Source organism: Lysobacter sp. SCRH-1R (assembly GCF_057747855.1).
In genome coordinates, this window is the sequence record NZ_CM173227.1 from 279,895 (window position 1) to 300,254 (window position 20,360).

17 protein-coding genes are annotated in these 20,360 nt (G+C 61.8%); 7 read left to right on the forward strand and 10 right to left on the reverse strand.

Translation table 11 applies throughout. The features are described from left to right. Nucleotides 1–69 precede the first annotated feature (69 nt). Nucleotides 70–579, forward strand: coding sequence for a hypothetical protein (locus AC3ANK_RS01220; protein WP_484171903.1), 510 nt, complete (start codon nucleotides 70–72; stop codon nucleotides 577–579). Between the two features lie 37 nt (nucleotides 580–616). On the opposite strand, the gene AC3ANK_RS01225 is transcribed toward AC3ANK_RS01220, so the two are convergent. Beyond that, nucleotides 617–1,063, reverse strand: coding sequence for a winged helix-turn-helix transcriptional regulator (locus AC3ANK_RS01225; protein ID WP_206862380.1), 447 nt, complete (start codon nucleotides 1,061–1,063; stop codon nucleotides 617–619). Between the two features lie 189 nt (nucleotides 1,064–1,252). On the opposite strand from AC3ANK_RS01225, the gene AC3ANK_RS01230 reads away from it, so the two are divergent. Next, nucleotides 1,253–2,425, forward strand: a complete 1,173-nt coding sequence (locus tag AC3ANK_RS01230) for an MFS transporter (RefSeq protein ID WP_242525311.1) — start codon at nucleotides 1,253–1,255, stop codon at nucleotides 2,423–2,425. A 287-nt stretch (nucleotides 2,426–2,712) separates the two neighbouring features. On the opposite strand, the gene AC3ANK_RS01235 is transcribed toward AC3ANK_RS01230, so the two are convergent. Together AC3ANK_RS01235 and AC3ANK_RS01240 are read right to left on the reverse strand one after the other, a co-directional pair. Continuing rightward, nucleotides 2,713–3,459 (reverse strand): hypothetical protein, encoded by a 747-nt coding sequence (locus AC3ANK_RS01235; protein ID WP_206862381.1) that lies wholly within the window; start codon nucleotides 3,457–3,459, stop codon nucleotides 2,713–2,715. A 142-nt stretch (nucleotides 3,460–3,601) separates the two neighbouring features. Beyond that, the gene (locus AC3ANK_RS01240) at nucleotides 3,602–5,125 is read right to left on the reverse strand and encodes a DUF1254 domain-containing protein (RefSeq protein ID WP_206862382.1); all 1,524 of its coding nucleotides are present in this window, start codon (nucleotides 5,123–5,125) and stop codon (nucleotides 3,602–3,604) included. A 515-nt stretch (nucleotides 5,126–5,640) separates the two neighbouring features. On the opposite strand from AC3ANK_RS01240, the gene AC3ANK_RS01245 reads away from it, so the two are divergent. Next, on the forward strand, nucleotides 5,641–6,300 hold the full coding sequence (locus tag AC3ANK_RS01245; RefSeq protein ID WP_206862383.1) for a hypothetical protein: 660 nt from the start codon (nucleotides 5,641–5,643) through the stop codon (nucleotides 6,298–6,300). Nucleotides 6,301–7,153: 853 nt separating this feature from the next. Next, a complete protein-coding gene (locus AC3ANK_RS01250; RefSeq protein WP_206860363.1) occupies nucleotides 7,154–7,510 on the forward strand; it encodes a response regulator in 357 nt (118 codons plus the stop codon). 5 nt (nucleotides 7,511–7,515) lie between these two features. Here the strand turns inward: AC3ANK_RS01250 and AC3ANK_RS01255 are convergent, their stop codons facing one another. The 4 genes from AC3ANK_RS01255 to AC3ANK_RS01270 all read right to left on the reverse strand — a co-directional run bounded on the left by AC3ANK_RS01255 (nucleotide 7,516) and on the right by AC3ANK_RS01270 (nucleotide 10,340). Next, a complete protein-coding gene (locus tag AC3ANK_RS01255) occupies nucleotides 7,516–8,631 on the reverse strand; it encodes a sensor histidine kinase (RefSeq protein ID WP_206860362.1) in 1,116 nt (371 codons plus the stop codon). Between the two features lie 181 nt (nucleotides 8,632–8,812). Beyond that, nucleotides 8,813–9,010, reverse strand: a complete 198-nt coding sequence (locus AC3ANK_RS01260; RefSeq protein ID WP_206860361.1) for a hypothetical protein — start codon at nucleotides 9,008–9,010, stop codon at nucleotides 8,813–8,815. A 219-nt stretch (nucleotides 9,011–9,229) separates the two neighbouring features. Further along, nucleotides 9,230–9,622 (reverse strand): hypothetical protein, encoded by a 393-nt coding sequence (locus AC3ANK_RS01265; RefSeq protein ID WP_206860360.1) that lies wholly within the window; start codon nucleotides 9,620–9,622, stop codon nucleotides 9,230–9,232. Nucleotides 9,623–9,647: 25 nt separating this feature from the next. Further along, nucleotides 9,648–10,340: an SOUL family heme-binding protein gene (locus AC3ANK_RS01270; protein WP_206860359.1), complete on the reverse strand. Its 693-nt coding sequence runs from the start codon at nucleotides 10,338–10,340 to the stop codon at nucleotides 9,648–9,650. Nucleotides 10,341–11,303: 963 nt separating this feature from the next. On the opposite strand from AC3ANK_RS01270, the gene AC3ANK_RS01275 reads away from it, so the two are divergent. Then, nucleotides 11,304–11,747, forward strand: a complete 444-nt coding sequence (locus AC3ANK_RS01275; protein ID WP_206860358.1) for a fasciclin domain-containing protein — start codon at nucleotides 11,304–11,306, stop codon at nucleotides 11,745–11,747. Nucleotides 11,748–13,098: 1,351 nt separating this feature from the next. Here the strand turns inward: AC3ANK_RS01275 and AC3ANK_RS01280 are convergent. The 3 genes from AC3ANK_RS01280 to AC3ANK_RS01290 all read right to left on the reverse strand — a co-directional run bounded on the left by AC3ANK_RS01280 (nucleotide 13,099) and on the right by AC3ANK_RS01290 (nucleotide 15,333). Further along, nucleotides 13,099–13,617 carry a hypothetical protein gene (locus AC3ANK_RS01280; protein WP_206860357.1) on the reverse strand — a complete coding sequence of 173 codons (519 nt, stop codon included), beginning with the start codon at nucleotides 13,615–13,617 and terminating at the stop codon, nucleotides 13,099–13,101. 766 nt (nucleotides 13,618–14,383) lie between these two features. Further along, entirely contained in the window at nucleotides 14,384–14,581 is a 198-nt protein-coding gene (locus tag AC3ANK_RS01285) for a hypothetical protein (RefSeq protein WP_206860356.1), read from the reverse strand. Nucleotides 14,582–15,006: 425 nt separating this feature from the next. Continuing rightward, entirely contained in the window at nucleotides 15,007–15,333 is a 327-nt protein-coding gene (locus AC3ANK_RS01290; RefSeq protein ID WP_206860355.1) for a hypothetical protein, read from the reverse strand. A 1,415-nt stretch (nucleotides 15,334–16,748) separates the two neighbouring features. Between AC3ANK_RS01290 and AC3ANK_RS01295 the strand changes: the two genes are divergently transcribed. Together AC3ANK_RS01295 and AC3ANK_RS01300 are read left to right on the forward strand one after the other, a co-directional pair. Further along, a complete protein-coding gene (locus AC3ANK_RS01295) occupies nucleotides 16,749–18,086 on the forward strand; it encodes a choice-of-anchor Q domain-containing protein (RefSeq protein WP_206860343.1) in 1,338 nt (445 codons plus the stop codon). A 169-nt stretch (nucleotides 18,087–18,255) separates the two neighbouring features. Next, the gene (locus AC3ANK_RS01300; protein ID WP_206860342.1) at nucleotides 18,256–20,358 is read left to right on the forward strand and encodes a TonB-dependent siderophore receptor; all 2,103 of its coding nucleotides are present in this window, start codon (nucleotides 18,256–18,258) and stop codon (nucleotides 20,356–20,358) included. Nucleotides 20,359–20,360 lie beyond the last annotated feature (2 nt).

The following is a 20,360-nucleotide window of genomic DNA, read 5'->3' on the forward strand; positions in this document are numbered from 1 at the left end:
GCTTTCGACCCAAAGCGGACACGCTTCACGGGCGGCCGAGCTGCCTTTCTGCCTTGGGAATTGGGCCGAATGACTTTCAAACTTGGAGTCGCACGGGTGCTTCGCCCATGGATTCGAATTCAAGATGGGTTGGTGGCGTTCCGCAAACCTTTCATCCTGTTACCAGTGCTTTTGCCTCTCCTCCTCGGTGCTTGCGAGAAGTCGGACGCGCTCGCTCGGCGGCTCGGTATCGTTAGCATTCCAGACGAAGTTGAGATCGCGCGTCACTGGAGCGGTGCAATCGGGCCTGACCGATACGAGCTTTGGCAGCTTGCGCCAGTGAGCGCGGAGGCATTCCGCACACTGCTTCAACAAACGGACGCGGAAACCCCGGTCAAGAGATCCATGTCGGGATGCCTCGGTCTAGACAGTTCGAACTCGCCAGACTGGTGGCCGCACAAGGAAATAGAGGACGCTTCGTGGGACTACCCTCCAACCCAGTACTCGTTGCATCTGGTTGACGGCCATCCTGATGGAAACATCTGCATTTATCGAAACGACTTGACCGGTATTACCTACATCCAACTGTCTGGCGAGTGACCGCTTCTGGCCGAAAGCGGACGCATGCGGCTTCGCTCTACGTCACCTTCCGCACTTCGGTAAACGCAGGCATCAGCGTAGAGCCGTCCTTGGCCTGAGGTGTCATGCGTGGAATCGGCTTGCGCGTGCGCGTGTCGATCAGCACCGAATGGCGCTCGCCCCGTGCGAACAGATGCAACTCGCCCCATTGCCGCAGCGCGACCACGATGGGAAAGAGGCCTTCTCCCTTGGTCGACAGCACATACTCCTGATACGCCGTTCCATCAGAGGCATCACGCATCTCGAGGATGCCGGCATCCACCAGTTTGCGTAACCGGTCGGCGAGGATGTTCCGCGCCACGCCCAGGCTGCGCTGGAAATCGCCGAAACGGCGTACGCCATCAAAGGCGTCGCGCACGATGAGGAGCGACCACCGGTCACCGATCAGATCGACGGAGCGGGCAACAGGACAAGGCTCTTCATCCGTGGCCTTGCGGATTGTCATGGAGCCTCCGGGAAGTGCCGTCGCGTCGATTCGGTTGCATTTTAAAACCATGTGAGCCAGTATTCAAACGGTTGCGATTTGCAACTTGGTGAGAGGCTGGGAATCATGGGTGTCTCGCACAGCCCGCAGTCCCTGGATCGATGCGACGCGGTGGCCCGACCTTCGCAGGTGCCCCGTGGCCTTGCGTGGTTGTTCGCCATCGCCAGCGGCTCAAGTGTGGCGAACGTCTACTACGCGCAACCCTTGCTGGACACATTGGCGCGAGACTTCGGGATCACACAGGCGGCGGTTGGCGGAGTCGTTACCGCCACGCAGATCGGCTGCGCCGTCTCGTTGTTGTTCGTCGTTCCGCTGGGCGATCTGATGGGTCGCCGCCGTCTGATGACGGTGCAGGCGTTCGCGCTGGTCATCGCGCTGGCCACGGTCGGTCTGGTGCGGTCAACGCCTGCGTTACTGGCTGGCATGCTCGCCGTGGGGCTGCTGGGTACGGCGATGACGCAGGGTCTGATTGCCTATGCAGCCAGCGTGGCCGCGCCTCACGAACGAGGGCATGTCGTCGGCATGGCCCAAAGCGGTGTATTCATCGGTCTGCTGCTCGCGCGGGTATTCGCCGGCGGTGTCAGCGACATTGGCGGATGGCGCGGCGTTTACCTGTGCGCTGCCGCATTGATGCTGACCATTGCGCTGGCGCTCCTGCCGTGCTTGCCTGCGCTGGCCGCAACGCCAAGCGCGATGAGCTACCCGCGCCTGATCGCCTCCATGTTGACGCTGCTGCGTCGGGACCGTGCGTTGCAGGTGCGTGGCGTACTGGCCCTGCTGATGTTCGCGGCGCTTAATATCTTCTGGAGCGCACTTGTGCTTCCATTGAGCGCACAGCCCTTTGGCCTCTCACACACCGCCATCGGAGCGTTTGGCTTGGTTGGTGTGGTCGGCGCGCTGGCTGCCGCGCGGGCCGGACAATGGGCCGATCGCGGCCACGCCCAGCGCACCAGCGCGGCGGCACTCGTGACGTTGCTGCTAGCCTGGTGGCCGTTGTCGCTGATGCAATGGTCACTCGGCGCGCTGGTCGTCGGGATCGTGCTCCTTGACCTCGGGGCACAAGCGTTGCATGTCACCAGCCAAAGCATGATTCTCCGCGACCGCCCTGAAGCGCACAGCCGACTGCTTGGTCTCTACATGCTGTTCTACGCGATTGGTAGCGGACTGGGGGCGATCAGTGCAACGGCAAGTTACGCCAGCGCCGGCTGGCCGGGGGTGTGCCTGCTCGGGGCAAGCGTCAGCGTGTTGGCGCTGCTCTTCTGGTGGATGACCAGCAGGGCAGAGGCTGGCGCGGCGAGCCGGGAATTTGGTCAGCACTGCTAATGTCCGCTTCCGACCCAAAGCGGGCTTGGGAGGCAGTCGGGTCGCATCTCTCACTCGATCCCTGAACGGCTCGCGCCGTCGTTGACTAACGTCCGGTCCGGGCGAAGGGGTTTATGCGCTCAGGCAACCGTACTACTCGGCACTTGAGCGGCATTTGGTGGCACAGTTGCCGAGGAATTGTTGTCTACTCGCAAGGCGGAGTTGAAGCGAGCGAGGGATGCGCGCAGCGATACAACGTTGCGCTTATATCAACCGTTGCGCGATCTGATGCCTCGGCGCCGCGTCCTTCAGAAAGCGAACTCAAACCCGGCGAGCGGACCGCTCAAGGTGATATCGGTATTGTTGCTGCCGGCCTCGACTTCTATCGCTAGGTATCGGTAGCCGATGATCCACGCGCCTTGCTTCACGTGGTAGCGGACCACGGCACTGGCGCTGTGCGTCCCCTCCGTTTCGCCGAACGAGCCGTCGCCGCGCAACGTGAGCTGCCAGCGATCGGCCAACGTCCACGTGTATCGCGCTCCGAGCATGAAGTCGCTGTAGGACTTGTCGATGCTGCGCTCCGACGGGGAGAAGACCGGATTGACGGGGTCGAACCTGATCTTGAGGTCCACGTCGACGTAACGCAGGCCGCCGAACACATCCAGTCCGCGGAAGCGCTCCTGGCCCGGACTCCAGAAAGCGGCCAACTCGAACAGCTGCGAATCGAGATCAGACTGGGTCCTGATCCGCGGAAACTCCCTGTCGTCCGCCAGGCCAAGAAAGATGTAATCGGCGAACACACCGGAGTGATCGCCCCGTCCCTCGGCATGTATCAGGAACGCACCATCGATCTTGTCGATGATGTCGGAGAATGCCGAATCGGTTTCTGCGGGTGGCTGACCAGTGCGCAGATCCGTCGCGATGCTCGGAGCCCAGAGGTAGGGCGCGATCGTCCACTCCCACGCTTCCCTTTCCTGGGCGTGGGATGCAAGCGGTGCGCCCATCATGCACAGGGCCATGGCAGCAGTCGCGAACGATCGCAGATCGTTGCTCATCGTCGGGCCTCCCATTCGCGGACCCATGGTCCGACGTTGTCGATCATGGACATGGGAGCAAACCGTCGCTCCGATTTCGCGTGGTGCAGGACGGCCCATGCACCGGGCCGTCCGGTTGTTCCACACGCCGCCGCAGTGGAAGCTACGACGTCGGATTCGATGTCTTGACCACCGGCGGTGGCTGCCATGTGCCCTTGCCCGGCGGCAGGATCGATGGTGGCGTGTCCTTCGGCCAGTACGTGCGCAACATCAGGATGAACTTGCCCTGCGGCGCCGGCAGCCAGTTGTTTTCCTTGTCCTTGCCCGGCGACTTGTTCTGGAAGTACAAGGTCAGCGAGCCATCGTCGTTGAACTTCGGCTTGTTGCGCATGCTGATGGTGAACCGGTCCAGCGGGTTCGGATTGAACCACCAGCCTCCATCGTCGATGTACATCGTGATCGACCAGAAGCCGTTGACCGGAGGTGTCTGGTCTTTCGGGAACGTCAGCGTGTACGAATTCGCGCCGTTGAGCGTTTCGCCATTGCCATCGGTCAACGCGTAGGGATAGATCGCGTCCTCCGGGAGGTTTGCGGGCCATCCAAACGCGGCAATCAGGGCACGCTGGAGATAATCGGTTCCGTACGTCCCGGCCGCTGCAGGAATGAACCACCCGTTTTGCTTGGTTCCCGACGTCTCCCGCCGTGCAAAGATCTTCTGCTGCGCCGTCCTGGTGACATCCTTCAGCGCAGCCTGCGCCGAGGGCGACAGTTTGCCCATGTCGAACGGCTTGCCGGGCTCCAGCCCGATCTTCGCCATGCGGGCAACGATCGCGGCGTCCTCCGGTGCCGGTGGTGCGGTAGTGCCCATCAGACGCGCCATCATCCCGAAGTACGCGGACAGGTCCATCTCGTCGATGATCTTCTGCGGCTTGTCCGTCATCGAAAAGCCGGGGTTCGGATCAACCGGCGGTGCGGTGTAGGTATACGGCTTGCCGAACGCCGATAGCGGCACGAGCTTGTACTGGGCCTGCAACGCGTTGACGGCCTTGTAGTCCGCTTCGGTGCCGTCGGCATACGTTCGCCCGAGGATGACCAGGTGTTGCGTGGGCGACTTCACGTGTTCCATGCCGGCAGGAACCTGCCCGTTCCAGCCGGGCCCGCTGATCAGGATGTCGGCGGCCTTGCCACCCATCGTGCGGCTGCCTGGTGACGCGACGACGGGCATCCACAGGCTGTAGTGCGGAAACAGGAAGAAGCGTTTGCCCATGTCGGGATGACTGAAGACCATCGGCTCCTTGCGCAGGTCGACCCACGCGACGGAGTAAAGCGTGTCCGCGTTCGGTGCCGATACGCCCCGATAGTCGCCGGGTGGATAACGCGGAACATTCGCGAACTGGTTCGGCGGCGCGTGCAGGGCGTCGGCCTTGGCGACATTCGACATCTGCACCCGTGTGACTTCGGTGGTGATCAGCGAATAGCCGTAGATGTATGCGTCGGTCGCGATATCGACCACTTCCTTGTCGCTCAGTCCTCCCGCACCTTGGACAGGCGCGTCCTGCTTCTGCACCGTTTCGGTTTGTTCGGTTTGTTCGGTTTGCCGCCCACCGTCGCGGGAGCATGAAAGCGTCAAGAACGTCAGCGACATGCACAACGACATTGCGGCCAGCCTGGCCAGTCTCGTATTCACGGACCTTCTCCTTCAGCAGAGGAAATCGGGGGAATACACAGGACCGCCCGGGCGGCGGTCGGCATAGGAAGCTCCAGCAAGTGTTAGTGCAAGGTGATGGCGTTGGCATCAACTGAAATTGCATTCGAACTTTTCCGGCCCCCATCCTGGCGAAAATGACACTGCAGCCGCCGGCAGAAGCCACGGAAAGACACTCTATAGGCAGGTTCTTGCAGGGGAAGAGAAATGAGAAGCCGAATCGGCGCTGGCTAATGCCAGAGATGTCCCCTTCTGGCCGTTAGCGGATATGGCCGCGGAGCTGGCGGTCAGCGGCGGGCCCGCCGTCCCGCCGGCCGGTTGCGCCCATGAGAGGGTCGGGAGCATGGCCTGGTCTTGCGTTGGCACCTTGGCGCCCTGCCTCGGTCAAACGCAGAGCAGTGATCCAGTAATGGCGCCGGCGCACGCGATAAGAATCGCACCCATGGCGCGGCGCTGATGCGTCGCGCCTCCCAGTGATGTGACCAAGGGATGGATACATGACCGTCATTGAAGAAGACTTCGCTATAACCGCTCGGCTGGCCCGGGATGTTCGGATTCTCAAGTGCTATGCCGCTATCACGACTATCGCTTTGGCGGTGTTTGGCATTACTGCGGCCAAGTCCCCGGATGCGTCTGCAGAGATCACGGTAGAGCGAATCAACATTGTCGATCCCACGGGAGTCAAGCGCGTGGTGATCTCGAATGCCGAGCGCTTCCCGCTACCCAAGGTGGAGGGACGCGAGCTTCCGCGTGCCATGGCGCCCGCGGGCATCGCGCTTTACGATTCAAAAGGAAACGAAGTCGGCGGAATCGCGGCCAGCGATGCGAAGTTCGGCAAATCGAATGTGCTGGCGTTTGACTACCCAAACTACGATGCGATCGGCCTGATGACCCGTGTCAGCCCGGACGGCAGCGACGCACTGGCCGCCTTGGCAATCAACGCACGCCCACCGGCCAACTTGGACCCGATCGCGGCGGGTAAGGTGGCACACACACGGATCGCGATCCAGAACCAGAACGAGGACGCTCAAATTCTGATGGCGGATCCGCAGGGACGAGATCGCATTCGACTCATGGTCGATCGGAAGGGGCAGGCGCGCATTGAAGTTCTCGACGCCGACGGCAAGGTCACCTTCAGGGCGCCTCAAAGCAACTGAGGGAGCTGTTGTATCCGCACGCCGGCAGCGTGATGGCTGGCGGCCTTCAACTTGGCCAAACGTCCGCTTTTGGCCGAAGCGGACGTTTGAGCTGCCGCGCCGGCAGAGCTGGTGCTAATGTCCGCTTTCGACCCAAAGCGGCCTTCAAAGCCGTCAAGCTGAACGGGGATCGCGCGAACAACAGACGGCCTCAAAAAGACGATGGCGGGCAAAGACCGGCGCGTGTCTACGAGCTCGTAACCGATTTGGTTCTAGCGTGAGCAATAGGGAAGAGTGCGCTTGCTTCGGGCAGGTGACGCGATTGCCGGCCCGGAGAACGTACATGCGCATCTTGTTTGTGGAGGATGAGGGGGATGCTCGCCTTCTCGTTGCTGACGGACTCCGACTTGCCGGCTTCAGCGTACGCTTGGCGGAGGACGGAGTTGTCGCTATGCAAGCACATCGAGAAGACACTTACGACGGGTAGTGACCGACGTCAGCATGCCCAACGGGGTGAGCGGAATAGAGGTCGCTGAAGAGGCGCTCCGGCGCGACCCGTCGGCGCGCGTCCTAATTGTGTCGGGCTACGCGCGCGGGCAACTGCCCCCGCTTCCTGACGGCGTAACATATCTCCCCAAACCTTATCGTTTTCCACAGCTGATCGCAGCGTTGAATGCGATGCTGAGTGGCGCAGCATAACCAGATCCATGTGGCGCCAGTTTGATGGATGGAGGCATGGGTTCGTCTGTACTCCACCGCTTCGTAGGACGGTGAAGAGCCTCCTCGACGAACGAGCTATAAGCTGAGGGCTACTTCGACCAGTTGCTCACACTGCATGTGGGAGCGTCGAATGTCCCACTGGGGGCAGAGAGGCATGCAGATTCTACTCGTCGAGGATGACAAGGAAGTCGCGGAGAGCGTTGCGGACGCGCTCGCTGTCCTTGGACACTCTGTAAGCCATGCATCGTCGGTTGTTGAAGCTCTCAAGCTTATCGATGTGACCTGCCCCAATGTCGCGGTGCTAGATGTGGACCTTGGCGGCGGCACCAGCGCGGATGTGGCATCCGTTCTGAATGAGAGATCGATCCCGTTTGTCGTTGCCAGCGGCCAACCTAGAGCCGATACGCCGCTTGAGATGGTGGGAAAACCGCACCTGCGCAAGCCATATCTGATAGATGACCTTGAGCGGGCCCTGGATCTGGCCTGCCCAGCTCGCGGCAGCACGTGCTGAGAAAGTTAAGCTTGGAGCGGAATTCGAACGGTGAAGGTGGTCTTCCCTCGCGCTGATTCGCCGACCACCTCGCCCCTATGCGCCTTCACGATCTCTCGGACAATGAAGAGGCCCAGGCCGAGGCTCGTACGTTCGCCGCTTGTCGCCGGCTGCAGGCCTCGTCGTAGAGGGTTGAACAGTTCGTCCAGTGAGGAAGACGGGAGTGGGGCGCCGCGATTGCGTACCACAAGTTCAACGCCCCCGGCAGTTCGCGCTAGAGAAACCAGAATCGCGGACCCACCCTCGCCGTATTTGTAAGCATTGCCAACTAGATTCGCTAGCACTTCGCGCATGCGTGAGGCGTCAAAGCTGCCGCGAACAGGCCCCGATCTGTAGAACCTGATCGTCGCTTCGGGAAGTGCTGTGCGCAGCAGGTCGATTTCTTCGCTAAGAACCTCACTGAGGCAGCATTCCGAGCGCACAATGCGCACTCCGACGCCGAGTTGGGTCCTGCTGTAGTCAAGAAGGTCGTCAAGCAGCTTGCTCATGCGCATCCCGCTGCGGACGATGCGTTGCGTCTGCTCGGAGTAGGGGCCATCGCGCGTCATCCGGGACAGCAGGTCCGAAGTTGTCACGATGACACTCAAGGGCGCGCGGAGATCGTGTCCGAGAACGCCGAGGAACACCTGGCGCCAAGACTCTGCTTCCTTCGAAAAATACGAGACGGACTCTGAAATGGCCTGATCGATAGCTTCGTTGAATCGGATCATGTCGTCGAACGACTGCTTTGAAGGCTCATGCGCATCAATCCATAGTCGAAGCACTGCAGCTCTTAGAGCTCTGTACTCCGCAACCATTTGATTGATGTCGAAGCCGCCCTTAGCCCTCAACATGCCGTGGGTGCTTGCAGGGGTCCGAGGTCCATCCAGTACAGATACGCGGCCTTCCGATTCAAGCAGCTGTGCCTCGGTGGACTGCTTCGTTCGCAGGTCTGCAACTACGGCCAACAGAATTTCCGGGATGTGATCCCTCAGCGCGGTTTCGTCTAGGTGCACGCCGTGGGGAGCCTGCGTTGCGGCAAACGCCTGCGCCCCATCGGCAATTAGACAGACGTTTTGTTCGATGAAGTCGGCAAGACGCATTACAGACTCTCCCTCCGGGGCCGGCTACCCTGACACGGGCACGTGACGATCAGGTCTGCGCCGATGAGCTCGCTTATCGGGTGGGGCGTGCTCGGCAGGGAAGTTGACGTGGCTGACCCCGTTGGTCGTCGCCACGCAATGATCGGCGCATTGCCGCGACCCGCCTACTCTCAGCCGGGCGTCACCACGACTCCTCAATCTTTTCTCGGAGCAACTGGCTTGCGCTAACCAGGCTGCCGGACTGGTCTGTTAGCTGGCGCGATTTCTGGCGGTGCCAGATGAGGGCGTCGCGCTGTTCGGCGAGCTGAGCGAGCGCCTGCACGAGCCGCGCCGCGGCGTCACGTTGGTCTTCTCGCTCCGAGTTCAGGGGCGCCGGCATCTGACCCTCCTGCGGGCAAGGTAGCCGGCCGATCGTAAAAGCAGTGCAGAAGAATGATTGGCGTTCCGCAAGAGATGTCAGCTAATGGCCGCGCTCTGCCATCTGCGGGAAAGCAAGCCTGGCTGTCTGGCCGGCAGCGGCAACGTCCAGGTGACGCGAGAGCCCAGCACTTAGCGCGTCAGCATCCGCTAGCGCAGAAGGATGCGGTTTCGGCGAGGGTCATCGCAGGACCTCCAGGCCGTTGTAGCGCTCGCGCCAATCGCGCAGCGGCCTGGCGCGGAGACAACTATCCAAGGAGAATTGCTTCGCATTCCGAATGTCCGATGCCAGGAGTGCAATCAGGTTGGCGCACTGCTGACGCAATTGTGTGTCGCTATGCGTCACCTTGTTGACCGCGGCGAGGAGCTCTTCAAGGGTCAACAAGTTCCCATCCGCGACTGGACTAAGCCCCTTTCGCAGCCTCATCGACACGCGGGCGAAGAGATGGCTCGCTTCATCGCGGTGCGACAAGAAGGGCAGCCCTTCGTTCTCGGCGCGCTGCAATGCCAAATCGTCCTCAGTGACCGGGCGTAGGAAACTTCGATCTCTCTTTTCATTCGTGAAGATTTGCATTTCAGTTCTCCGGAGCTTACTGCGGTTAGGCTTGGTTTGCGGCTGCACCGTCGCTGTTGCATGCCTCGTCGACCTTGGCCGAGACGACAATCTCCGTCTCCGAGTTCGCTACACGGACATGAACTTCATTCTTCTTGAGATAGGGAATAGCAAACGCCTGGTCGTAAGTTGCCCAGTACACCTGATCGTCTACCGACCACCGTGACCCTGACAGTGCTTGCATTAGGTCACGCTTAGCAGCGGTGCGGCTCTCCTCCGTGTCAGCACCGCGGTATCCAAGTACGGCAACCAATGTTTCCGGCGATTCATGGACTCTTACCGTCGGATCGTCCGGTAGCGGTGCCTCCCCAGCGGCCAAGTTGTTGGAGAGGAAGAATGCAACTCTCCAGCCGTGCCTCTCGCGCATGCGTAAGGCGCTGGGGAACATCGTGGACTCGTCGTCGCCCTGGTACGTCGGATAGGTCATCTCCATCTTCTCTAAGGCTTCGTTGTCACCGTAGATGTAATCCTCTAGCTTCTCGCGTGCGACACGCACCGCCGCGTCATGGCTTCCGTCCGCAGAGGTATGCACAAACAAGGCTGGGGCGTAGCGCCTGATCTCCACGGGGCCGACGAGGTCCTCCATTCGGTAGGCTGGCCTCGCGTCGAGTCGGATGCCGAAGAACCTCGGTATCGACTTTAGTACGTCTGTGAACAACGGGGCAGTTGCACCGTTCATGATGATCTCCGTTCAGCCGTCGCCGCGGCATCGTCGGAAAACGAACCCGTAACACGGCGGCGATGGGTGTGTGATGCAAATGGCCCGCAGCGCCAACGAGTAGCCAACCCGACCGACATGGGGCGCTTGAGCTCAGGGAAGGTAGGAGCGGGGCGTGCTGTGCGGCCGGATGGCCAGTACGACGTTGCGCCGTAGTGCCATTGGAGCGTGCGCCAACGGCTGTTACTAACTCGTGACTTAAAGAAGCGGTCCGCCTTCTTTTCGGTCAGCGTGAGACTATCAGTGGCCGGGCGCCGCGTTACGGCGTGGGTCGATCAATATGGAGGAACTTGCGGAAGGATTTGCGCCGCAATGATGAGGATCGAAGGTTTGCAGTCATTCGGCTCGAATGTGGATGCGTGAATGCTAGCGTTGGCCACCCGTCGCGAACGGGGTCTGGCAGCTGCGATCGCCGATCCAGCATCAGCGACCCGATCGCCTGTATGACCTGCGATACGAACATTTCGATGAGCGTTCTCATGGTTGATCTCCTCAGCCCCGAGATTGGCTGTTTTGATTCGAGGTCACAGCCTGGGGGGCTAACACAACTGAGACGGAGCGCTAAATGCTCGCAACCTGCAGCACTATGCGCTCATTTCGTCGAATGACTGAGGCTTCTACCAATAACGTTCATGCTGGAGACGGCACCAACATGCATGGTGATCACTTTCCTGGTTGTTGAGAGCAGCCGCGGCGCGTGGCCAACCAAGCACCGTTCCGCGATGAACCTTTAGGTCACGCCTAACTCACGCTCAATGGCGCACGATCCTTGTGCACTGCGACGCAACGTCGCAACGGCCACTCAGCCGCGCTGCAATTCCACTCCTCCTCCGCACTGAGCCCCACTCGCCCCGCTTCCAGCGGGGTCTGGCTTCGGCCGCCCTGGATCCGCAAGAAAGCGGACCATAAAAAAGGCAATCCTGTATGAACACCGTAACCAACATTCCCAACAGCAAGAATCTCGTCGACACCGCCGCCGCCAATGGGTCCTTCAAGACTTTTGGCAAGGCGCTTGATCGCGCGGGCATGACCGAAACCCTGCGCGGGGCGGGCCCCTTCACGGTGTTTGCACCGACCGATGCGGCATTTGAGAAGCTTCCGGCTGGCAAGCTGGAAAGCCTGTTCAAGCCCGAGAACAAGGAAGAACTCGTCTCGGTGCTGAACTACCACGTTGTCAGCGGCCGCAAGACCACGGCCGACGTTGGCAAGTGGGAAGCGGCTCGGACCGTCAACGGCCAGTCGGCCCCGATCATCTTGAAGGACGACCAGCTCAGCATTGATGGAGCGCTGGTCACCTCTGCCGACATCGGGTCGAGCAATGGTCTGATCCATGGTATCGACAAGGTCAACATGCCGACCAAGCAGTAACCGCCAACGGGTGTCAACGAGAACGGCGGGGGCTTCCCTCGCCGTTCTTCTGTGCCCTCATCTTCAGAGTGTGAGCCGCGCTTCGAGAGCGGCCTAGAACAAGACTCTTACCACTCCACTGGCGGGGATACAGCATGGCCGCTGCTGGTCCACTGGATCTCGGCGCATACGGGCATGAGCGAGGCCTCGTACGGAAGAAGAGTGTGCATCAATGACCTCCTGGGTCTAACGTGCGCTGATACGGCACGAGTCCGACACCCGGCTCGCGGAGGCTCTTCACGTCGGAGCGCCCGCCGTCCAAAGCTGGTGACAAGGGAAGAGGAATCCGGGTGCGGCCTGGCTGAAGCTTGCGGAACGGGCTGAGCTCCCGCGGGCGGCCTGGTCCTTGGCACGACTTGTGAGTCGCATCACCGGATCAAGAGGCGATGGCGGTATGGCGGCGGGTCGCCGAGGAGGCCCATCGCGCCGAGCTGAAACTACAATCGTGGAGAACACGGTTCGGCATCGGAGCATGAGCGGCAGAATTGATGAGCTGGTCTTCGCTCCCGTCACAGCCCCGCACGTATATGAGGGTGTGCGACTCCCTAAGAACTACGTGATGAGGTCGGTTAGGTGAATGTACTGCTTGTAGAAGACAACAAGGATCTCGCTTCGTGCGTCGCCAATGCGTTGTCGCACCTTGGCCACACAACGGTCCTTGCCTCAACCATTGATGAGGCCGGAACCTTAATTCGCAACGAGGAGCTCATTGACGCAGCCCTCCTGGATTTCGATGTCGCAGGTCAGAAAAGCACCGGCATCGCACAGCTCTTGGACGAGCGAAATGTCCCGTACGCCATGACGAGCGGTTACGCCCGCAGCGATATGCCTGCAGGATTATCGCGAAAGTGGCACGTTCGAAAGCCCTACGATTTGAGTGACCTCGAACGCGCACTAAGGTTCTGCAGCGTGTCTCAGACCTCCAGCTCTGGTTCATCGGTGAGGCCGGCGAACGGGTACAGGGTGGGCGCGCCCTCGTAAGCCGGTGAGTGATTCCAAAGGCAGGCGACCAACATTGGCTCTGCCATCTCCGGTGTGAATACCAGCGCCCGGCTCCCGCCGTTCGGTCCTTCCATTTAAGGTGCATGCGATCCTGTGCCTGCGGCAACCTAATCGTAGGGTGCGGAAGCTTCCGTTGGCGGCCTAGGAATGCCCTCAGAACCTTCGCTTCTTGCCCGAGGCGGATAGTCGCCGGGGTTCTACGATCTCCGTCGGGGCCGTGAACTGAAGCTTGCCGGGCACTGGTTTGGAGTCCTTCGAGGGCGTGGTGAGCGTGTTTACGCAGCGTGCTGATCGTTGCCGACGTTGGTGGTCAACTGATTGGAGTGTCCATGCGATCAATGTTGTGGCGCGCCTCTTCCAGGACCAACGCGTATGCGCCGATCGCGCCCATTACAGAACTAGGTAGTCCCGCTAAGAACATTCGCGCGCTAATCCTCAGCTCATGCCGATTGGATATGGTCACTGCCGCGGTCCAGGATGCCCCTAAGGTCTCCCTGCGAAGCTCGACACGGATCTCGCGGCCACGGTATGCGCAGGGGCCGTTGTTCCAGACCACGCCCTCGCTAGACAGCCCCCCTGCATCAAAATCACCGTTGTGATAGCGCCGCCGCAATTCCTTGTTCTCGAATGCGCGACTGCTAGCATCCAATAGCTGATTCTGCCACCAGTAGCCGAGGTCGCTCGGAACCTCATCCATCTGCGGCACCCCGGACACTGCGAGATTCCAAGCGTTCCAATGCTGCGGGGTGTCGGATGTTTCATTTGCTGCACGCAGCATTGCTGCGTCGATCATTTCGATCGCGCCAAGCAGATCTGTGCGCGTCTTCAAGAGATCTCCCTGCAGTTTCCTACCCAGCGGCGATCTCGCGGGTAGTGCAACCCCCGGTGCGGGGATTGGATACTGATGCGGCCCTGGGCTCGCAGCGCCCCGCCGGCCGATCGGACTTTGACATCGCGTCGCAAATGAGAGTGCGCCCTCGTGCGTGAGGTAGGGGTGACCTCACGCAGCCGTGAGGGGTTCTCGTGGACGAGCGGAGCTCATCCGGAAGGTGCAACCATTAGCGCGACTCCCGACTTAGGCTGACACATTGTCAGCTCCGAAGCCGCCGCATACGATCTCGCGAATGTCCGGGACGGGTTGCTAGCTCTCGTCACCAAGTGACGCGGATTGCCCAGTCAATCCTAGCTTCTCAGCCACGACGTCTATGGCAGTGTCGGTCATCGTGATGAGGGTTCGCGACGTATCAGCGTCTGATGCCAGCTCGAGCGGGAAGCTTCCGGCCGAAGCCTGCAGGCGAACCTCGAAGGGGCTTGCGGGATGTCGTACGAACCAAACTCCGCGATCGTCAGGGCTCAGGTGACGAACACCCAGTTGCGAAACTGTGAGACCCGGGTACCGGGCACAAAGGGCATGAGTGACAACGTCAATGTCGCGCATCAGCAACCCCGCAAGGCATGAGCCTGGGGCGCTCCTTGAGGACTAACACCGCTTGTCCTCCTCATAGAGTTGTCTCCGTTTCGCTCCGGTCGCTTCGGCCCGAGATGAAGTGGACCAGAGGCGCGAACGGCCATTCGCCGAATAGTCCAGTCATCCATTAGGGTTTGCCGCCGAGCGACTTGACTATAAGCCCCTGCTCGTAGACAGCCTGCGCCAGTTCCGTCATTCGAACCGCGAACTCGCGGCCATTAACGAAGAAGATGGTGAACTTTCCGCCGCCATCCGACGTTGGCTCTACGACAGTCATGTGGACGATGTGGCGGGGGTTGATCCAGTTTTCGCCTAGCTTGATCAAGAGTCGTTCCTTACGAAGTAGATTCGTCCGCACTCACTCGTGCGGTTTGCTGTGACGATCATCTACTCAGACGACGATACGGGACAACTGCACGGCTCGCTCGTCACCACGTTGTTGCCCGCCTTCAGTGTGTCGAGCGCTGTGGTATCTGCGCCGTTGCGAAGTCTTCGTAGCTTCGATCGGAATCCAGTGCTTGCAGGGTTGCCGATACCCGCTCGAACTCCTCCCGTGTGAGATCGCGAACGATCACCTGAAGCTCCGGCGGACTCATCCTGCCTTCGGCCCTGGACGTCCTGAACCGCGGCAGTAGCCTATCCTTGGAGAGTAGAGCGAATCGCTTATCGTCAGTCACGTAGACGCGTCCGCACTCCCGCAGCATCTGCGCAGTCACATCGCCTGGAGTCGCGCGGAGAGACATCGGAGTATCAGCTCTCGACCGCGAGCGCCACTACGGCGGCGATGCCTGCCAAGACCGTGCACCAATACGCCAACAGCAAGATCGAGCGATAGCGAGAGCAGTAGCGTGTACCCGCTTCGTCTATGCTGTCCATATATTCTCGCGTCAGCAGATAGAGCATCGTGCTGCGCGCGCTTAGGACGGTGCGATCGTGCCAGCGAGTAGGCTGAGCCGCGTGCATCCACTGTTCAGGATGCCGCAACTTCAAGCCCCTCAGAAACGTCATCCATACGATGGTTTCAATTGCGATCGCGCTCGCAAACAGAATGCAGGCGCTGACAGTTACCGGCTTCATGGGCATTCTCGTGGCAGCTCCATTACACGCCAGCGGGGGCTAACGGCATCGGCGAAGCGATTCAGCTTCGCCGATGGCCCCGTTCGACTCGAACCGTGAGGCTTGGCCGTTCTTATGGCCTAGAGCGCTTTATGCGCGTGCGCTGAAGTAGTTCGGTCTGGAGAGTTGATGATGTCTGCAGTGTGCTCTGACTCTCGTGACCATGTCGTTAGGGATACCGGCCAAGGCTAAGCAAAGTAGGCCACCGCGCGATTCCAGACGGTGCCAACCGGGTACCGTACGGGGTTGATCGGCCGCTGATCCTCAACTACATCACAGCGATTGTCCCGATCATGCAGTTGCACCTTTCGCAAGCGCCGGATTGTTGGCACTACAACCGCCAACGGCTTAGTTGTCGGGTGTGCTTGGTCACGTCCTCTAAGCGTGGAGAAGTCACCTGTTGGATGTCCGCTTCTGGCCGATAGCGGACTCCTGCTCGGGCGAGCTCGCCTTGACGGTGCTAATGTCCGGTTCCGACCCTTAGCGGACGTGCGTACCCATGATGAGGCTCTTAAAGAAGTGGTCTCGCATCGCGTCACTCGTCTCGTCGCTCGCAATCGTATCTGCCTGCGGCCTTGGCGACCTAACGGAGGACAACGTTCGGGCGCTGGCTGATGCAGCTATGGCTGAGCACTGCGCTTCGAACCGCGTGGCGTGCGGGAGCCTCAAATTCACCAGTGCAGAGAGTGATGGAAAGCTCTGGCTTGTGGAGTATGAGTCGCGGACTTATCTGTACGGGGTCATCGTTGACTCGACGGGAACAACTGAGATCACGCGCACCAGTGAAAAGTGAATGTAGCGTTCGATTCCGCACGATCCGCACCCTTTAAGGTCCGCTTCTGGCCGGTAGCGGACATTAGGTCCCCCCGCAACCTCCACCTGGCGATCCCCAGCGCGGCTTTTATCGGTGTTCTGCCTGCCGCGCGCCAAGGATCCGCATTTCTTCTTCCGCTTTCGCGCGTGGTTGGCGGGCCCCTGGAAGACGAGCCTTGGCGTGCTGAGCTTGGTCCCGATCGACTACCTGACGCCGGTGCTCGTCGTCGCGCGACTGGTCGGATCGACCCAGCAGTCTGTCGCGCAGTGTGCAGTGCACGTGCTCATCATGTTCGTGAAGCAGGAACGCGCACTGGTTCGTGCGCCGACGCCGATCGGGCTCCCAGGACGTGTCGTCGCTGGCGAGATCTCTGCAATCGAAGAACCGCTTGTCGGAAAAGCACGCGCATTGCATGCGCCACCATGGCTGACTGCGCGACCGCCGCGGCGATGCGCTCGCGGCTTCACCACGGCACCGGATTCGATGGCAATACTTCCGTCCGCGGTTCGCTGCAACGGAAGCGGGCTCGACCGCACACATCGCATTTCGAAGGAGTGCGCTCATGTCCCGTCCCGCTTCCACTTCGATCGTCGCGTTCGCCGCAGCACTGGCTGGCGGCGCGCTGGTTCCCGTTGAGGATGCGCGTGCGGCCACGCGCGTGGTCACCAACTGCAACGACAGCGGCGCGGGAAGTCTCCGCAACGCGATCTCCATCGCCCAGAGCGGCGACAACATCGACCTGATCGGCTTGCGCTGCGACCGCATCGTCCTCACGTCGGGAGAACTGGTCGTTCCGCAGGGCTCGCTGACGCTGCTGGGTCGCAGCCGCCACGCGCTCACGATCGATGCGAACGCGAAGGGCCGCGCGATCCGCCACATCGGCACGGGCACGTTGCGCGTGTACCGGCTGAGCGTGGCCAATGGGCGCTTGACCACCACCTACGCCGATGGCGGATGCATCAAATCCTCGGGCACGGTGGAGGTGATCAGCTCCTCGGTCCACCATTGCCAGGCCATCCCTGGCGCCGGCGCGGAACCCTCGAGCGCGGGCGGCGCCATCATCGGGGAGAGCGTGCTGCTCGCGCACAGCCAGGCATACGCGAACCTCGCGGACCGCGGCTGGGGCGGGGCCGTGCACGCGTGGTTTCGCCTGACGCTGTACCACAGCCAGGTCGTGGGCAACGCGGCGACCTTGGGAGGTGGCGGCATTTCCGGCAGCAAGGTAGCGGTCACCTACTCGCAGATCCGCAACAACGTCGCCTCGACCGGGGGCGGCATCGTGCTCTTTCCCAGCGGCCTGCCGGGCCTGGGCCTGCTGTTGAACAAAAGCACCCTGGCCGGCAATCGCGCCATCGACGGCGGTGGCGGCATCTCGCTGCGCGGCCCCGTCAACAACGCGGAGATCGTCGACAGCACCCTCTCAGGCAACATCGCGTACTACCACAGCGTCGGCTCGCTGCCGGCGAACACGCGCATCCACAACAGCACCATCACCCTCAACGATGAACGCGACGGCGGTTGCAACGGCGCCGTCGAGGGCACAACCGGCCTGCACCTGGAAAGCACGGTCGTCGCCGGCAACCTGTGCAGCGCGGGACCAGGCATCGACATCTTCCCGCTGCTCGACGGCGAGGCAGTGACCGGAAGCCACAACCTGGTGGGACGTTCGCGCGCGCCACTTCCGGCAGACACCATCATCACCGAGGAGCCGCTGCTGTTACCGCTCGCCAGCAACGGCGGGCCGACGCCGACGCACCTGCCGGAGCGCAACAGCCCGTTGCTCGAGCGCGGGAACAACGCACTGGGCCTGCAGTACGACCAGCGTGGGCCGGGCTTCCCGCGAACGCATGGCGCGTTCACCGACATCGGCGCCATCGACCTGCCCACCCCGAACCCGTAGCCGATCGCGTCGCAATCGCAAGCGCATTCGTGCCGGCCGAATGCGCTGCGTAGGCCGCCACGCGGTGTCGTCGGCTGCATACGCCGCGCTTGCTTTTGAGAATCATTTGCGTTTGACGTGAGCGATTCCCATAATGCGGGGTCTCGAAGTTCGCCTGGGGAAGCGACCGATGACCCGTTCCACCCGCTCCACGCAGCACCGCGCCGCCTTGATGCTGGCTCTGCTGGCGCCCACCGTGCTGGCTTCGGCCATCGCGCAGGCGCAATCGACCGACGACGCCTATGCACTGGACAGCGTCACTGTCGTCGCCGAGCGCGCCAGCACCGCCACCAAGACCGACACGCCGCTGATGGAAACGCCGCAGGCGATCAGCGTGGTGACCTCGGCGTTGTTCACCGATCGCGGTGCGCGCAACCTGCAGGAGACGCTCCGCTACAGCGCCGGCGTCACCGCCGACGCGTGGGGCCTGGACACGCGTGGCGACGCCAGCACGATCCGCGGCCTCGATCCCGTGCAGTACGTCGACGGCATGCGCAAGCTGTTCAACTTCAGTCCGGCGGCGCGGCCGGAGGTGTACGGGCTGGAGCGCGTGGAAGTGCTGCGCGGCCCTTCCTCGATGCTCTACGGGGCCGGTGCCGCCGGCGGCATCATCAATGCGATCAGCAAGCGCCCGGGTTTCCAGGACGGCGGCGAAATCGGCCTGCAGGTCGGCAACTTCGATCGCAGGCAGCTGCAGGGCGACGTCACCGGCCAGCTCGGCGATTCCGGCAACCTCGCCGGTCGCCTGGTCGGCGTGGTGCGCGATTCGGGCATGCAGACCGACGAGATCGACGACGACCGCGTCTACATCGCGCCGTCGATCACCTGGCGCGGCGAGCGCAGCAACCTCACCGTGCTGGCGAGCTACCAGCGCGACAGGACCGCGTCGAGCCAGCAGTTCCTGCCTGTCGCCGCGACGCTGCACGCGCCGCCGGGGCGCCGGCTGGACCCGTCGACCTTCCTGGGCGACAAGGGCTTCGACAAGCTCGACGCACGCGTCGCCAGCGCGACGGTGCTGTTCGACCACGCGTTCAACGATGTGGTGACGTGGCGCTCGAACCTGCGCTACATCGATTCGAAGACCGATTTCCGCGAGATCTTCCCGGACACGTACAGCAATCCGGAAGATCCCTTCATCGACGAGGACGACCGCGTGGTCAACCGCCTGACCTATGGCGTGAAGCCCGACGATCGCATCCTCACCGCGGACAACTCGCTGCAGTTCGACTTCGCCACCGGTGCGTTCCGGCACCTGCTGCTGGCGGGCGTGGACTACACCGACTTCCGCGAGGAATCCACCACGTTCTCGGGCACGACCACGCCTATCGACATCTACGATCCGGTGTCGAGCGGCGTCGCCATTCCCGAGTACGTCGCACTGCCCGACCAGCGCAGCACGCAGACCGGCGTCTACGTGCAGGACCAGATCCGCTGGGCCGACCGCGTCACCCTGGTGCTGGGCGCGCGGCGCGACCGCGTCGTTTCCGAAACGCAGGGCCAGTCCGACCAGACCGACAACGAAACCACGTACCGCGTTGGTCTGATCGGCGACGTCGGCGCGAACGTGTCGCCGTACGTCAGCTACACCGAGTCGTTCCTGCCGATCCTCGGCCAGGACCTGTACGGCAACGCCTTCGTGCCGATGCGAGGCCACCAGGTCGAGACCGGCGTGAAGTGGCAGCCCACGCGCAATGCGATGTTCAGCGCCGCGTTCTACCGGATCACCGACACCAACCGGCAGACCAACGATCCCGAGAACGTGCTCAACGTGGTGCAGACCGGCGAGATCGAGTCCGAAGGCTACGAGCTGGAAGGCATCTACGCCTTCGACAACGACTTCACCATCACCGCCAGCTACAGCCACAACGATGCCGAGGTGACGCGCAGCAACATCGCTTGGGAAGTCGGCAAGCCGCTCAACGACACGCCGCAGGACCTGGCGTCGGTATGGCTGGCCAAGGGCTTCCAGGTGGGCGACGACATGCGCCTGCGCGCAGGTCTTGGCGGCCGGTACGTGGGTTCGACGGTGTCGGCCGGCGAGTTCACGTCGATCCGCACGCCCAGCTACACGCTGGCCGACGCGATGCTGGAACTGCAGATGCCGCAATGGGTGTTCTCGCTCAACGTGACCAATCTGTTCGACAAGGAGTACTTCGCGCCCTGCCGCTACTTCGGCGACTGCTTCAGCGGCAACACGCGCACCGTCGTCGGCACGGTCACCTGGCGCTTCTGAGG